The organism is Mannheimia cairinae (assembly GCF_028649535.1).
GTDB lineage: Bacteria > Pseudomonadota > Gammaproteobacteria > Enterobacterales > Pasteurellaceae > Mannheimia > Mannheimia cairinae.
In genome coordinates, this window is record NZ_JAQSJE010000007.1 from 13,316 (window position 1) to 27,298 (window position 13,983).

The 13,983-nt window shown below is 35.3% G+C and carries 12 protein-coding genes; 1 reads left to right on the forward strand and 11 read right to left on the reverse strand.

Annotated elements, in window-relative coordinates:
* Positions 1–71: 71 nt before the first annotated feature.
* From rhaM to rhaB, 5 genes are all read right to left on the reverse strand, one after another.
* Positions 72–386, reverse strand: a complete 315-nt coding sequence (gene rhaM / locus PTQ27_RS06970; RefSeq protein WP_273749228.1) for an L-rhamnose mutarotase — start codon at positions 384–386, stop codon at positions 72–74.
* A 27-nt stretch (positions 387–413) separates the two neighbouring features.
* The gene (rhaT, locus tag PTQ27_RS06975) at positions 414–1,448 is read right to left on the reverse strand and encodes an L-rhamnose/proton symporter RhaT (RefSeq protein ID WP_273749227.1); all 1,035 of its coding nucleotides are present in this window, start codon (positions 1,446–1,448) and stop codon (positions 414–416) included.
* A 66-nt stretch (positions 1,449–1,514) separates the two neighbouring features.
* Entirely contained in the window at positions 1,515–2,336 is an 822-nt protein-coding gene (gene rhaD / locus PTQ27_RS06980; protein ID WP_273749226.1) for a rhamnulose-1-phosphate aldolase, read from the reverse strand.
* Between the two features lie 14 nt (positions 2,337–2,350).
* On the reverse strand, positions 2,351–3,604 hold the full coding sequence (locus PTQ27_RS06985; RefSeq protein ID WP_289622722.1) for an L-rhamnose isomerase: 1,254 nt from the start codon (positions 3,602–3,604) through the stop codon (positions 2,351–2,353).
* A 16-nt stretch (positions 3,605–3,620) separates the two neighbouring features.
* The gene (rhaB, locus tag PTQ27_RS06990) at positions 3,621–5,069 is read right to left on the reverse strand and encodes a rhamnulokinase (RefSeq protein WP_273749224.1); all 1,449 of its coding nucleotides are present in this window, start codon (positions 5,067–5,069) and stop codon (positions 3,621–3,623) included.
* Positions 5,070–5,306: 237 nt separating this feature from the next.
* On the opposite strand from rhaB, the gene rhaS reads away from it, so the two are divergent.
* Positions 5,307–6,107 (forward strand): HTH-type transcriptional activator RhaS, encoded by an 801-nt coding sequence (gene rhaS / locus PTQ27_RS06995; RefSeq protein ID WP_273749222.1) that lies wholly within the window; start codon positions 5,307–5,309, stop codon positions 6,105–6,107.
* A gap of 72 nt (positions 6,108–6,179) precedes the next feature.
* On the opposite strand, the gene araA is transcribed toward rhaS, so the two are convergent.
* The 6 genes from araA to PTQ27_RS07025 form a co-directional block, all read right to left on the reverse strand.
* Entirely contained in the window at positions 6,180–7,676 is a 1,497-nt protein-coding gene (gene araA, locus PTQ27_RS07000; RefSeq protein ID WP_273749221.1) for an L-arabinose isomerase, read from the reverse strand.
* Between the two features lie 9 nt (positions 7,677–7,685).
* Positions 7,686–9,284, reverse strand: a complete 1,599-nt coding sequence (locus PTQ27_RS07005; protein WP_273749220.1) for a xylulokinase — start codon at positions 9,282–9,284, stop codon at positions 7,686–7,688.
* Positions 9,285–9,416: 132 nt separating this feature from the next.
* On the reverse strand, positions 9,417–10,271 hold the full coding sequence (araC, locus tag PTQ27_RS07010; protein ID WP_273749219.1) for an arabinose operon transcriptional regulator AraC: 855 nt from the start codon (positions 10,269–10,271) through the stop codon (positions 9,417–9,419).
* A 13-nt stretch (positions 10,272–10,284) separates the two neighbouring features.
* Positions 10,285–11,256, reverse strand: coding sequence for an L-arabinose ABC transporter permease AraH (gene araH, locus PTQ27_RS07015; RefSeq protein ID WP_273749218.1), 972 nt, complete (start codon positions 11,254–11,256; stop codon positions 10,285–10,287).
* A gap of 24 nt (positions 11,257–11,280) precedes the next feature.
* Positions 11,281–12,777, reverse strand: coding sequence for an L-arabinose ABC transporter ATP-binding protein AraG (gene araG / locus PTQ27_RS07020; RefSeq protein ID WP_273749217.1), 1,497 nt, complete (start codon positions 12,775–12,777; stop codon positions 11,281–11,283).
* A gap of 30 nt (positions 12,778–12,807) precedes the next feature.
* On the reverse strand, positions 12,808–13,821 hold the full coding sequence (locus PTQ27_RS07025) for an arabinose ABC transporter substrate-binding protein (RefSeq protein WP_273749216.1): 1,014 nt from the start codon (positions 13,819–13,821) through the stop codon (positions 12,808–12,810).
* Positions 13,822–13,983 lie beyond the last annotated feature (162 nt).

Genomic DNA, 13,983 nt, shown 5'->3' on the forward strand with positions numbered 1-13,983 from the left:
ACAACAAGCGGCCATTTTCTTTTTATATTTTGCAAATATTTTTAAGAAAATAACCGCTTGTTAATTAAGGCTTAATCTAAATAAAATACTTGTTCTAACTCTTGAGAGATAGGACTATTATCTGGATTTGATGGCATTATATCTTTCATAAATGCCCACCATTTTTGGCAAGCTGCCGTATTTGCAATCGCATTCCAACGAGCTTCATCTTCAATTTCAACATAACCAAAAAGTAAGTTACGCTCCTTATCTAAAAATATAGAATAATGATGGCTTCCGTGATTTTTAAGTTCTGTAACTAATTCGGGAAAAATCTCATCGTGACGTTTTTTATATTCAGCGTGAGCATCTGGATTAACTTGCATAACAAAAGCTTTTCTAATCATAATTAATTTCCTTTTATTTTTTATAACTTAATTAGCCATACCTAAACCTACAATGTTGGCTGCAAGAACGATAATTAAACAACCAATACATAATACTCTTGTTGGTTTTACCCCTGTACCTTTCCATTCTTTTAAAATTAAACCGACGATACCACCACATAGTACATAGAAACTCATATGTAACATCCAGCTCATAAATCCATATTCAGTCGGAATATTTGCGTGTCCCCAAGCATAAAAGAAGAATTGGAGATACCACATAATTCCACCAAGTGCCGCAAAGAAGATATTGCTAAATAATAAGCCTTTTACAACACTCATATCAGATTTAAATGAAAGTTCTGGACGAGTCATTAGTCGAATAATACAGTAACCTAAATTTATAATTGCACCGCCGCCCATAATGACTACGTAACTTGGTAATGCTACATAAAGAGGATCAACACCTAAACTAGTTGCAGCTTCGTGCATTGGGGTTGCTGCACTCATCGCAAATGACATTCCTGCTGAAAAAATACCGCACATAACAGCTAGAGCTAATCCTTTTTTAAGATTAAATTCTTCAGCTGTAATACCTATTGCTCTTTCTTTCAGCAATCCAGCATAAGAAACAACTGCAACACCAATAACCGCAACAGCTACACCAAGAAGTGTCATTTTTCCACCAGAGCTTGCAAGTAATTCTCCAAAACGGCCTTGTAAAATTGGTGTCATCAATGTACCTACAATAAGGGTAATTCCGATAGCTATACCAATACCCATTGACATACCAAGATAACGCATTGTTAATCCATAGCCGATATTACCTATTCCCCACATTGCTCCAAATAAGAAAACAGGAAGTAATACATTACTACTAAATGAAGAATAATAAGCTCCGAAATCTGGTAATAACCAATAACTAATAGACCACGGAAGTAAGATCCAAGAGAATAATCCTGCAACCGCCCACATAGTTTCCCAAGACCAATTTGTTACTTTCTTCATTGGTGCATAGAAGCAAGCGGCAGAGGTGGCACCAATAAAATGCCAAAAAATACCTAATAAAATTGAGCTACCCATAAGAATTTTCCTTCTGTTAAAAGTTGGTCAGCTCATCAATATTAAGCTGACCAAACTTAATATTGATTATTCTAAAATGCCTGCGATTGGTGTTACCCCAAAACGCTCTGCGAGTAATTTAAAGTTGTCTGTTGTGATAGTTTGTTTTTTACCACCCATTGAACGAACTTTAACTGCTACTTCAGCAGATTTTTCTGCCACATCAATAAGTCCAAAAGTCTCATCAAGAGATGGTCCTGAACCAAATACACCGTGAAAAGCCCATAAAACTAATGAGTGTTTTTGCATTTCTTTCGAGGTTGCATAACCAATCTCATCTTTACCAGGAACCATCCAAGGTAATACACCTACACCATCAGGAAATACAACCAAGCACTCTGTACTCATTTCCCAAAGTTCTCGAGTAATCGTTTTATAATCAAGATCCATCACATAAGTAAGAGAAAGCAAATTTGTCGCATGACAATGCATTATGACTCTATCTCGTCCATTCGTAACTTTCATTCTGACAATATGAGATTGTAGATGTGAGGCAAGCTCAGAAGTTGGGACTCCGCCATTAACTAGTCCCCACATCAAGTAATAGCCTTTTCCTTCTTCATCAATACGAATAACGGCTAAAGTATCTGTAGGATCTAAAATAATATTACGGAAAAACTTCCCTGACCCAGTTACAATAAAATATTGATTTGCTAAAGCTGTCACATCTTGCGTTAATTTGTTATGTGTTGGATTCTTATAAAAATCATTTTTATAGGATGCCACATCATCATCTAATAAGCGTAAACTTACATTTCCACCATTGCGTTCATCCCACCCTTTAAGCCACATATCGTAAGTAGCTTTGATCATTCCTTGCACAAACCAAGAATTAATAATTTGTTGCATATGTTTATCCTTTTTTATCCACGCTGACTTAAAACTTTACGTTCATACTCTTTCACATCATCTAGCCATTGACTTCCTGCAGGTACACCATTACGTTCACAGAACATAGCCCAAACTGCTTGCCAAGGAAGTGATTTTTGTTCTTCAAGTAAAGCTAAACGAACGGTAAAATCACGGTTATATTCCAATGTTTTTAGATGTTCTGTTGGTTCTAATAACGCTTTAAGTAAAGCTTTTTGCATATTACGAGTACCAATTACCCAAGCCGCAATTCTATTAATAGAAGCATCAAAGAAATCTAGACCGATGTGTACTCTGTCAAATAGTTTTTGGCGGACGATCTCGGAAGCTATTGCTTGGGTCTCATCATCGAGTAATACCACGTGATCACTATCCCAGCGAACAGGGCGACTAACGTGTAAAAGGAAATGTTGAATAAATGGCATAGCTGCTGAAATTTTATCGGCAATAGATTCTGTTGGGTGGAAGTGGCCAGCATCAAAACAAAGAGCTGTTTGGCGAGTTGCTGCATAGGCTACATAAAACTCATTTGAACCTGCAGTATAGGATTCAACCCCAATACCAAATAATTTACTTTCAACCGCATCTAAATGATATTTAGGATCAATTTTTTCACTAATAATTTCATCTAGCGATTCAACTAAACGTTGACGAGGTGCAAATTTATCAACAACTAAATCTTTGCTTCCATCAGGTAACCAAATATTCATTACAGAAGCAGTACCTAATTCTTTACCAAAATATTCTGAAATTTTTCGACAAGCTTTACCATGCTCAATCCAAAAATCTCTAATCTCTTTATTTTGGTGAGTTAATGTAGCCTCCGCACTTAACGGATGAGAAAAATAAGTTGGGTTAAAGTCTAAACCTAATTTATTTGTTTTTGCCCATTCTACCCAATGGGAAAAGTGTTGTGGTTTTACTTCATTACGATCTACTTTAGTATCAGATTCTAAATAAGATGCGTGAAGGTTTAATCTTTTAGCACCAGGAATTAATGAAAAAGCTAGTTCTAAATCAGAACGTAATTCTTGAGGTGTTCGAGCCTTACCAGGATAATTACCCGTTGCTTGAATACCACCTGTTAAACCACCTTCTTGGTGTTCAAAACCTGCCACATCATCGCCCTGCCAGCAATGCATTGAAATGGGTAATGTAGCTAATAAAGACATAGCTTTTTCGGTATCAACACCAATATCTGCAAATTGTTGTTTAGCTAATTCATATGCTTGTGTTACTGTACTCATAATTAAATTCCTTCTGTTAATTTAATTGATTAAATTCCTGCCATTTATCTTTAAAGAATGAAGATGCTGTAAAGCTAGGATTCGGTTTAAAATGTTTTAAAGGGAAGTTTTCACAAACCAATTCACGGAATTGTTTTGCATTTTTTATTTGATCTAAAGCCATTAATTGACAACCAACATTACCCAAAACAGAGGCTTCTATCGGTCCAGAAAGGACTTCTATGCCGCAAATATCTGCACAAAGTTGATTCAAAAATTCATTTTGGCTACCACCACCTACGATGTGGATAGAAGAGATCGGATTTTTTTGTAAGGAAGAAAGCTGCTCTGCTACTTGTCGATATAACATTGCTAAGCTATCAAAAATACATCGGGCTACTTGAGATGTTGTTTCAGGAATAGGTTGATTGTTATCTCTACAATATTGTTGAATAGCTTCAACCATTGAATCAGGATTTAAAAAACATTCAGCATTCGGATTAATAAGACTTCTAAAAGCGGTTTCTTTTTCTGCTTGTTTTACTAAATCAGGAATATTGGTAACGTGATGTTCTGAACAAAGGCGATTAAATAACCAAAGTCCCATAATATTTTTTAGAATTCTATAATGACCATCTATTCCACCTTCATTAGTAATATTGCTATTCATTGCTTCTTCTGTTGTGCAAGGCAATGTTTTCTCTAACCCCATTAAAGACCAAGTTCCGGAAGACAAATAGGCTGAATATTCGTCTTTTAAAGGAGAAGCTATAACAGCACTAGCAGTATCGTGGCTTGCTACAGACATAACTGGGATATTATTTTCCCACATTCCTAATTGATGACCAGGATGGCGAATTCGTCCAAACCAACGAGCAGGTAAACCTAAATAATCAAGTAAAGATGTGTCCCAGCTATCTATATTTACATTAACTAATTGTGTTGTTGTTGCATTAGTATATTCACGGTTAATAACCCCTGTTAAACGGAAATTTAAGTAATCTGGAATCATAATGAAATCAGAAACTTGTGATAACCATTCTGGGTTTTCATCAACCATTGCTTTTAATTGGTAAAGTGTATTAAAAGGAAGAAATTGAATACCTGTTTTTTGATAAATTGTTTCTTTACTTAATTCATCTTGAACAGCTGCCATTACACCATTTGTTCTATGATCTCGATAAGAATATGTCTGCCCAACAATCTCACCTTTATCATTAAGTAATACATAATCAACCCCCCAAGTATCAATACCAATACTATGTAAAGGATTTCCATCTGAAATAATTTTTCTTAATCCGGTAACAATCTCTTTTTCTAAATACAATAAATCCCAACAAAAATGCCCTTTACGTTCAATAAACTGATTTTTAAAACGATGTACTTCCGTTAATGAAATATGATGAGATTCTGTATCAAAAGATGCCATCATTACACGACCACTTGAAGCGCCTAAATCTACAGCTGCTATATTAAGAATAGTCATACAAAGTCCCTCTTTTTTTTAATTAGGAACAGTGTAGAAAAGAGAGGAGTACTAATCTTTTAAATAAATGACAGTATCAAAAAAGAAATGGCAAAATTTTAAAGGTCGAAGTGATCTGTCTCACAAATATAGAAAAAAGTTTATTTTTTAGTCTTTTAAACTGTTTTATCATCTTGTTTTACTGTATTTCAATCGTTATATTTCATTCACGTTATCAATTTAATGAGGATGTTAGATATGATTTTAAAACTATCGGCAAATGAGTTTTTCAATTCTAGTCAGCAACCTCTTGCGATTGAACCACGCTCTCCACAAGATTGTTTTCCTGAGCATACCCATAATTTTAATGAATTAATCATTATAAATAAGGGACACGGAAGACATATTCTAAACGACTATCCTTTTGAACTACATCAAGGAATGGTGTTATATATTGAATCTAAAGACAGACATTTATATGAAAATGTAGAAGGGCTTCATTTAACAAATATTTTAGTACAGTCATACAATAACTTTAAATTTATACATAACATTGAGTCAATGTTACAAGAATTTAAACCTGTTCAAGGTAATTGTGCTCTAATAAATAACAAGGTTCTTAACGAATCAATAAAGCTTATTGAAAATTGCTCTTTATGCTCTGATGGAATTCCATTAGAAGCTGATTTTTTCCAATTATTAAAATTATTGAAACTAAATGCGTTTAATTGCACTGGATGTGGTAATACTGAAGATAAAATAAATCAACTACTTATTTGGTTAAAACACCATTTTGCTGAAGAAATAAATTGGGAGCAACTTGCTACTCAATTTAATCTATCACTAAGAACTTTACATCGTTACTTTAAATGCCAAACTGGTAGTTCTCCGCAAATATATCTAACTAAATTACGCTTAGCTTATGCATATTATCAATTACGTTATACCGACAAAAATATTATTGATATTGCTTACGAAAGTGGTTTTAACGATAGTTGTTATTTTTCTACTTGTTTTAAAAATGAATTTAGATTTAGTCCTAGAGATGTAAGAAAATAACAACAAGCGGTCATTTTCCTTTTATATTTTGCAAATATTTTTAAGAAAATGACCGCTTGTTAATTAATACTATTACTTGGCAAATTTATACGCTAAATCATTCCAACGTAATTCATTTTTAAGCAGTGGTAATTCTGTTTTTTCATTGATATGGATAAACTCAATACCGAAATATTCTGCAAAGGTGCGTAACATTTCTGCATCAATGTCTAAACTGAAAGCACTGTGGTGAGCACCACCAGCAAGAATCCAAGCTTGTGTGCCTACATCAAAGTTAGGTTGTAGTTTCCAGAATGCGTGACCAACTGGTAAATTAGGCATTTGGTTCGGTGGGTCAATAGCATCTAGATCTGCAACAACCATTCTAAAACGTTCGCCCATATCCACAACGGTTGCATTTACTGCTTTTCCTGCTTTACCACTGAAAATTAAGCGAACAGGGTCTGCTTTACCGCCAATTCCTAATGGTCTGATAGCTAATTTAGATTTTTCTTTCGCAATAGACGGGCAAACTTCGAGCATATGAGCCCCTAAAACGACTTGGTTTTGCTCATCTAAATCGTAGGTGTAATCTTCCATAAATGAAGAACCATTTGGCAAACCATAGCCCATTACTTTCACAGCACGAACCAGAGCGGCCGTTTTCCAGTCGCCTTCACCACCAAATCCATAACCTTGTTCCATCAAACGTTGTACTGCTAAACCTGGTAATTGCTTAATGCCGTTTAAGTTTTGGAAGTTATCGGTAAAGGCTTTAAATCCGCCATTATCTAAGAAGGTTTTTAAGCCGAGTTCAATACGAGCTGAATAGGCTAGCGATTCTCTGGCTGAACCATTCTCTTTTAAGCTATCTTCCACATTATACAAGCGGTCATATTCTGCTAATAATTTGCAAACATCTTCATCTGAAACTGCATTGATAGCTTCTGCCAATTCGTAAACACCATAACCATTAACACTGTAACCAAATACTTTTTGAGCTTCTACTTTGTCGCCTTCTGTTACCGCCACTTCACGCATATTATCGCCAAAACGAGCAACTTTAAGTTGTTTGTGATCGTAAATAGCAACGGCTACACGCATCCAGCGATCAAATTGTTCTCTCACGCTTTCATCTTGCCAGTGCCCAACAACAATAGTTCTTGGTAAGCGTAAGCGGGAAACTAAGAAACCAAATTCACGATCGCCGTGGGCTGTTTGGTGTAAATTCATATAGTCCATATCAATTTTATCCCACGGAATATGGCGGTTAAATTGTGTATGGAATTGTACTAATGGTTTAGAAAATGCTTGTAGTCCTGCAATCCACATTTTTGCTGGTGAAAACGTGTGCATCCACGCAATTACACCAACACAGTTTTCTTGATTATTTGCTTCTTTGCAAACAGCAAAAACTTCTTCGGGGGTAGTAGCAACCGGTTTTAATTTAATTTTTACAAATGGATTTTGTTTATTTAAGTAATCCACAATTTCTGCTGCGTCTAATTCCACTTGTTTTAATGCTTCCGGTCCATATAAATGTTGGCTACCAACAATAAACCAAGCTTCTAATGATTTAATAAATTCCATAAAAACTCCTTATTCTTTAAATGCTAAAACGGCTTCTTGTACAACTTTGATTCCTTTTTTATAACGCTGCATAAATGCTTCATACCCTGCTGAAATTTCTGCATCAGGCTCAGAAACTGAAACCGAAGTTGAGTTAAAAATTTGATGATTAAGATAGTCATCTAATGAAATACCTTTTTTGTATTCATTGAGATAATTCGCTAAAAGTGCTATTCCCCAAGCACCACCTTCGCTAGCTGTCTGCATTGTGGCAATAGGCACATTTAATGCGGAAGCTAAGAATTTTTGTGCGACATTTTCGGTTTTAAAAATTCCACCGTGTCCGAGAATTTGGGTTATTTCCACCTTTTCTTGCTGCATTAAAATATCCATACCGATTTTCATTGCAGCAAAAGCAGTATAAAGATGAACACGCATAAAATTAGCGAGGTTGAAATTCGCATTTGCAGGGTGCATAAAGGTAGGACAACCTTCAGATAAACCAACAATATGTTCGCCTGAATAAAAACCATAAGAGAGTAAATTACCGCAATCAGCATCGCCCTCTAATGCTTTTAAAAATAAGGTTTGATATAGGGTATCGGTATCGCAAGGTAAATTTAGCGTTGAAAGCATTTCTTTAAATAAGCCAACCCAAGCATTAATATCAGAAGAGCAGTTATTTGAGTGAGCCATAGCAACTAGCTTGCCTGTTGGTGTTGTTACCATATCAAGCTCTTCATATACTTTGGAAAGCTCTTTTTGTAATACGATCATCGCAAATGCAGATGTACCGGCTGAAATATTACCTGTTTTTTCAGAAATACTATTGGTTGCAACCATACCTGTGCCAGCATCCCCCTCTGGAGGGCAAAGTAAAGCACCTGCTTGTAAATTACCCGTAGGGTCAAGCAATAATGCTCCTTGTTCGGTTAAAGTACCTGCATTTTCTCCTGCAACTAATACTTTCGGTAAAATTTGCTCAATAGACCATTCAAAACCTTTGTTTTCAATGAATTCATCAAATTGAGAAAGCATTGAGGCATTATAAGTTTGGCTAGCTAAATCAATCGGGAACATTCCTGAGGCATCGCCCACACCTAATACTTTTTCGCCAGTTAATTGCCAATGCACATAACCTGCTAAGGTAGTAATAAAATCTACCTCTGGTAAATGTTCTTCTTGATTAAGAATAGCTTGGTAAAGATGGGCAATACTCCAACGCTGCGGAATATTGTAGTTAAAAAGTTGAGTTAATTCGTGAGAGGCTTGAGCGGTAAAGTTATTCCGCCACGTGCGAAAAGGCACGAGAAGTTCATTTTGTTTATTAAAGGCTAAATAGCCGTGCATCATTGCACTTACACCAATATGGGCTATTTTTTGTAACGATTGCCCATATTGTTGCTGTACATTCTCTGTTAGATCTTTAAAAGCAGCTTGAACACCTTGCCAAACTTCTGTTAGTGGATAAGTCCATACGCCCTCTGAGAAATGATTTTCCCAGTTAAAACCGCCAACCGCCAGAATATTTCCTTTGCTATCAATTAAGACTGCTTTAATACGTGTTGAACCAAATTCAATTCCTAGCGAAGTATTACCTTCAATAATTGCTTTTTGAGTGTCTGACATAACCATTACCCCATTAACCTCTTTTATATGAGTGCTAGACTAACACTCTCAATTTAAACTCGGTTAGGGGGTAAATAGCTATTTATATGGATAAAACAGCTACATTATTTTAAATGAGATTTAGATCACAATTTATCTTGAATCTCTAAAAGCAGAAGGGCTTAACCCCGTATAACGCTTAAATAAACGGGTAAAGTAAAGTTGGTCATCATAGCCTAATTGGCGGGCAATATGATAAATAGGTGCATTAGAGGTATGTAATAAATGCCTTGCTCTTATCATTCGTTGTTCTTCACGCCATTTAACGATACTCGTGCCAACTTGCTCAACAAATAAATGCGTTAAACGAGAAGGCGAAATATGAATATATTCAGCCAGTTCTTCAATTTTATGATTAAGATGAATATCTTGCGAGATTAAGTTACAAACATCTAAAATTCTTGGCTCTATCTTTCTTTTTTGGTTAGCCGGTTCTAATTCAATGCAGGTTATAATTAACTGTTCAAGCAAACTCATCGACATTGCTTCAGAAAAAGGTCTGTTTGAATTATATTCTCGCTCAATCTTTTGAAAGAGTTCTAAAATATTTTGATATGTTTGCTGGTCAGGAATGGTTAATCTTCCTACATTTTGAATAGTATCACTCCAATTTAGCCAATCTTTCCATAGGGTTCTAGCCCTAAAATAAATCCATTGATGATGCCAAGAGTCAGAATGAGGAGAACGTTGATAATCGTGAATAGCATTAGGTGGAAATAAAAGAAGATCACCAACCTTGCAATCAAATTGGTGATCATTATGAAAAACTGAACCCGTTCCTTTAATAGTTAAATTAAGAATATAACCATTCATTCCATTAGGTCTGTAGATTGGAAAGTCCAGTTCGTTTGATTTTTCAATTTGGGTACAACCTGCAACTAAATAAGCATTGAAGTCGTACCCGGGAAGTAAAGGATTATCTTGTAAGTCCTCTTTGTTTTGTCGCATTAGTATTCCGATTTTATCTAAATATTTTTTGTTTATATTTATCAAAAATTACGGCTGCCATCAAGATTAAACCACGTACAACATATTGAGAGAATGGGGAAATATTAAGCAAGTTCATCACATTTTCAATCGTACCTAAAATAAGTACCCCTGCAATCACAAATGAAATACGACCTACACCACCTGTTAAAGAGACACCACCAAGTACACAAGCTGAAATAGCAGTTAATTCAAAACCAACTGATGTCATCGGTTGTCCACTTGTCATACGGGCTGCAAGAATAATACCGGCAACGGCTGAAATAAATCCTGATACCACGAAAATCATTAATTTTGTTCTATCAACATTAATCCCTGCCAAGCGAGCGGCTTCTTGGTTACCACCAATCGCTAATGTATTGCGTCCATAAGTTGTTTTACTTAATAAGAAACCAAATACCACAAAGCAGATAACGGTAAACCAAATTGGAAGAGGAACACCTAAAAAATCTTGGTAACCAATTTCAAAAAATTCTTCTTTCGTAATACCAACCGCTTTACCATCTGAGATGATATAACCTAAACCACGGGCAATCTGCATACTTGCAAGAGTGGTAATTAATGAGTTGATTTTAAGTTTTGCAATAATAAAACCATTTAATAGCCCTACTGCTATACCAAGCCCCATCCCTGCTAATACACCAATCCATACACTTTGTGTTTGGTTGATAACAACTGCAGTTACAACCCCTGCACAGGCAATCACAGAAGCAACAGATAAATCAATTTCACCGGCTGCTAAACAAAATAACATTCCGCAAGCAACCATACCACTCATTGAAATAGCTAAACCAAGCCCTTTCATATTAATAACTGTTGCGAAATTTGGTACAAAAATACAAGCTAAGATAAAAATTGTAAAGAAAATCAATAACATACCATAGGCAGTCCAGATTTTATTTATTGTGCTAGCAGATTTTCCATTTGTTGTAAGTGTTGCTGACATAACATATTCCTCATTAATAAAATTCTAATTATCACTATTAACCATCGCTAATTTTAAAATACCAGATTCTGTGGCTTCAGCTCGGCTAACCTCACCTGTGATTTTTTGCCCTTTCATCACCATTATTCTGTCTGATAAACCAATCACTTCTGGTAAATCACTCGATACCACTATAATGGCTAATTTTTCATCTGCAAGTTTAAAAATTAAATCGTAAATTTCAGATTTAGCCCCAACATCAATTCCTCGAGTTGGTTCATCTAAAAGTAACACTTTTACGTTTTCAGATAACCATCTACCAAGAATAGCTTTTTGTTGATTACCGCCAGATAAATTAACGATTAACTGTTCAACCGATGGTGTTTTAACATTCATTTGCTCACGCTGAAATTCTGCATTTTGTTTTTCCCATTTATCATTAATGATAAATTTCATAAAATTATGCAAGCGTCTCGCACTAATATTGATATTTTCCCCAACAGTCGCTGTTGGAATAATACCTTCTTTTTTCCGATCTTCAGGACAAAGCACAATCCCATTGCTAATCGCATCTTTTGGAGAATCTATTTTTAATGTTTTACCATCTAGCTCTATCGTCCCTTGCGTCATTTTATCTGCACCAAAAATAACTTTTAATAATTCAGAACGACCTGCTCCAACTAGCCCGAATAACCCTAAAACTTCACCTGCTTTTACGCTTAAATTAAAATCACCTTGAAGAACTGTACCCGATAAATGAGAAACTTTAAAACGTTCTTCTCCTAGTTCTCTTGGACGATAATTATAAATATCCCCTAAATTACGACCAACCATACTGCGTACAAGATCGTCATTGGTAATTTTTGATAAATCTGAGAAAGTTTGAACATATTGCCCATCTTTTAAAACGGTGATTTCATCACTAATTCTAAAAATTTCTTCCATACGATGAGAAATATAAAGAATAACTTTTCCTTCCTGTTTTAACTCATTGATAACTGAAAATAATTTTTCAATTTCAGGAGCAGATAAACTACTGGTTGGCTCATCAAAAGCAATAATTTTAGCCCCTCGACTTAATGCTTTAGCAATTTCAATCATTTGCCACTGCCCAATAGATAAATCTTTAAGTTGAGTACTTAGCGAAATATTTAACTCTAACTTATCTAAATAAAACTGAGCGGTTTCTTCTAATTTTTTCTGATTAACAACCCCAAAAGAGTGAGGGAACTGCCCTAAACATAAGTTTTCTGCAACTGTCATTTCAGGAACGATATTTAATTCCTGATAAATAATGGCAACCCCTGCTAACAAAGCATCTTTGGTATTACGAAAATTAACTGTTCTGCCACCAATATGAAGTTTTCCCTCTGTTGCAAGGTAATTGCCACTTAATATTTTCAGTAAGGTGGATTTACCTGCCCCATTTTCTCCCATTAATGCGTGAACTTTACCTTCATAGCACTTAAATGAAACACCTTGTAAAGCCTTAACACCCGGAAATTCTTTATGAATATTATCAAATTCTAAATATGCGACCATATATCCTCCTTACTGAAACGATTTGAAAACTTAAAGTCCTTTTTTCTCAAGTTCGACTTTAAAATTCTCACGGGTTAGTAATACAGGATCACCAATCGGTGTGTATTTAGGTGGCTCTACCCCCTCTTTAACCCATTTATATAACATTTCTGTACTACGATAACCGTGCACATCTGGACTAGGTAATAAAGAACCTACAAATCCCGTTGGATTTGGTTTAGAAAGTTCATTAACCGCATCTGTACCATTAATACCAATACCCACTACATTTTCAGGTTTAAAGCCCTGACCTTCTGTAGCACGAACACCACCTAAAACAGTGTTATCATTCATACCAACAATTAACCAATTTTTAACTTCCGGATGTTGCACAAGCATAGAGTTTGCCGCATCTAAAGCACCTGGAATATCATTACTTTTTGTCGGTGATTTATAAATTTTCTCTGCAGGGAAGCCAGCTTTAATTAATGCATCAATAGAGCCTTCTGTACGGCGGCGTGCAGTATCTAATTCATCTGCTGTAATAGCTAAAACGGCGGTGTCTTTTACATCCCAATTACGTTTTTGCATCTCTTTATAAAGCTCTTGCCCTTGACGCTCACCAATTTCAGTCGCTGCCATCATAATTAATGGCACATTCGTCATAGGTTCACCTGCTGCATTTAAGAATTGATCATCTACAGTAATAACTTTAAGGTTGTATGATCTTGCCTTAGCCATAATAGCAGGGCCTAATTTTGGATCTGGAGTACAAATAACAAAACCTTTAGCACCATTAGCAGCTAAATTATCTATAGCATTTAACGTTTTCTCTCCATCTGGTACAGCAATTTTAATAATTTCTACACCACCTAAATCTTGAGCTGCTTTATCGGCAAAACGCCATTCTGTTTGGAACCAAGGCTCTTCAGGCTGTTTTACTAAGAAACCTAATTTAATAGTATCTGAGCCTTTAGCATAAGTAATACCTGAATGTAATCCTGTTACTGCAAGCACAGAAACAGCTAAAAGTGATTTTAAGAACGTTCTTTTACCAGTTTTCATATGAAACTCCTTAAAGTTACATTTAACTCTAAATTAACATTAATGTTTAATAAATAGACTTACCTTTAATAAGCAGATTAATAGTAACAATATACAAAAAAGATATGTGTGATCTGTTTCACATTATGAATTTATAGCTAAAAAATCCATATATTCGACAAT

Bases quoted from the DNA above. Each gene is read 5' to 3' on its own strand.
- PTQ27_RS07005 (WP_273749220.1), bottom strand. From the start codon at position 9,284: ATGTCAGACACTCAAAAAGCAATTATTGAAGGTAATACTTCGCTAGGA.
- rhaM (WP_273749228.1), bottom strand. From the start codon at position 386: ATGATTAGAAAAGCTTTTGTTATGCAAGTTAATCCAGATGCTCACGCT.
- rhaS (WP_273749222.1), top strand. From the start codon at position 5,307: ATGATTTTAAAACTATCGGCAAATGAGTTTTTCAATTCTAGTCAGCAA.
- rhaD (WP_273749226.1), bottom strand. From the start codon at position 2,336: ATGCAACAAATTATTAATTCTTGGTTTGTGCAAGGAATGATCAAAGCT.
- araG (WP_273749217.1), bottom strand. From the start codon at position 12,777: ATGGTCGCATATTTAGAATTTGATAATATTCATAAAGAATTTCCGGGT.
- rhaT (WP_273749227.1), bottom strand. From the start codon at position 1,448: ATGGGTAGCTCAATTTTATTAGGTATTTTTTGGCATTTTATTGGTGCC.
- rhaB (WP_273749224.1), bottom strand. From the start codon at position 5,069: ATGACTATTCTTAATATAGCAGCTGTAGATTTAGGCGCTTCAAGTGGT.
- araH (WP_273749218.1), bottom strand. From the start codon at position 11,256: ATGTCAGCAACACTTACAACAAATGGAAAATCTGCTAGCACAATAAAT.
- PTQ27_RS07025 (WP_273749216.1), bottom strand. From the start codon at position 13,821: ATGAAAACTGGTAAAAGAACGTTCTTAAAATCACTTTTAGCTGTTTCT.
- araC (WP_273749219.1), bottom strand. From the start codon at position 10,271: ATGCGACAAAACAAAGAGGACTTACAAGATAATCCTTTACTTCCCGGG.
- araA (WP_273749221.1), bottom strand. From the start codon at position 7,676: ATGGAATTTATTAAATCATTAGAAGCTTGGTTTATTGTTGGTAGCCAA.
- PTQ27_RS06985 (WP_289622722.1), bottom strand. From the start codon at position 3,604: ATGAGTACAGTAACACAAGCATATGAATTAGCTAAACAACAATTTGCA.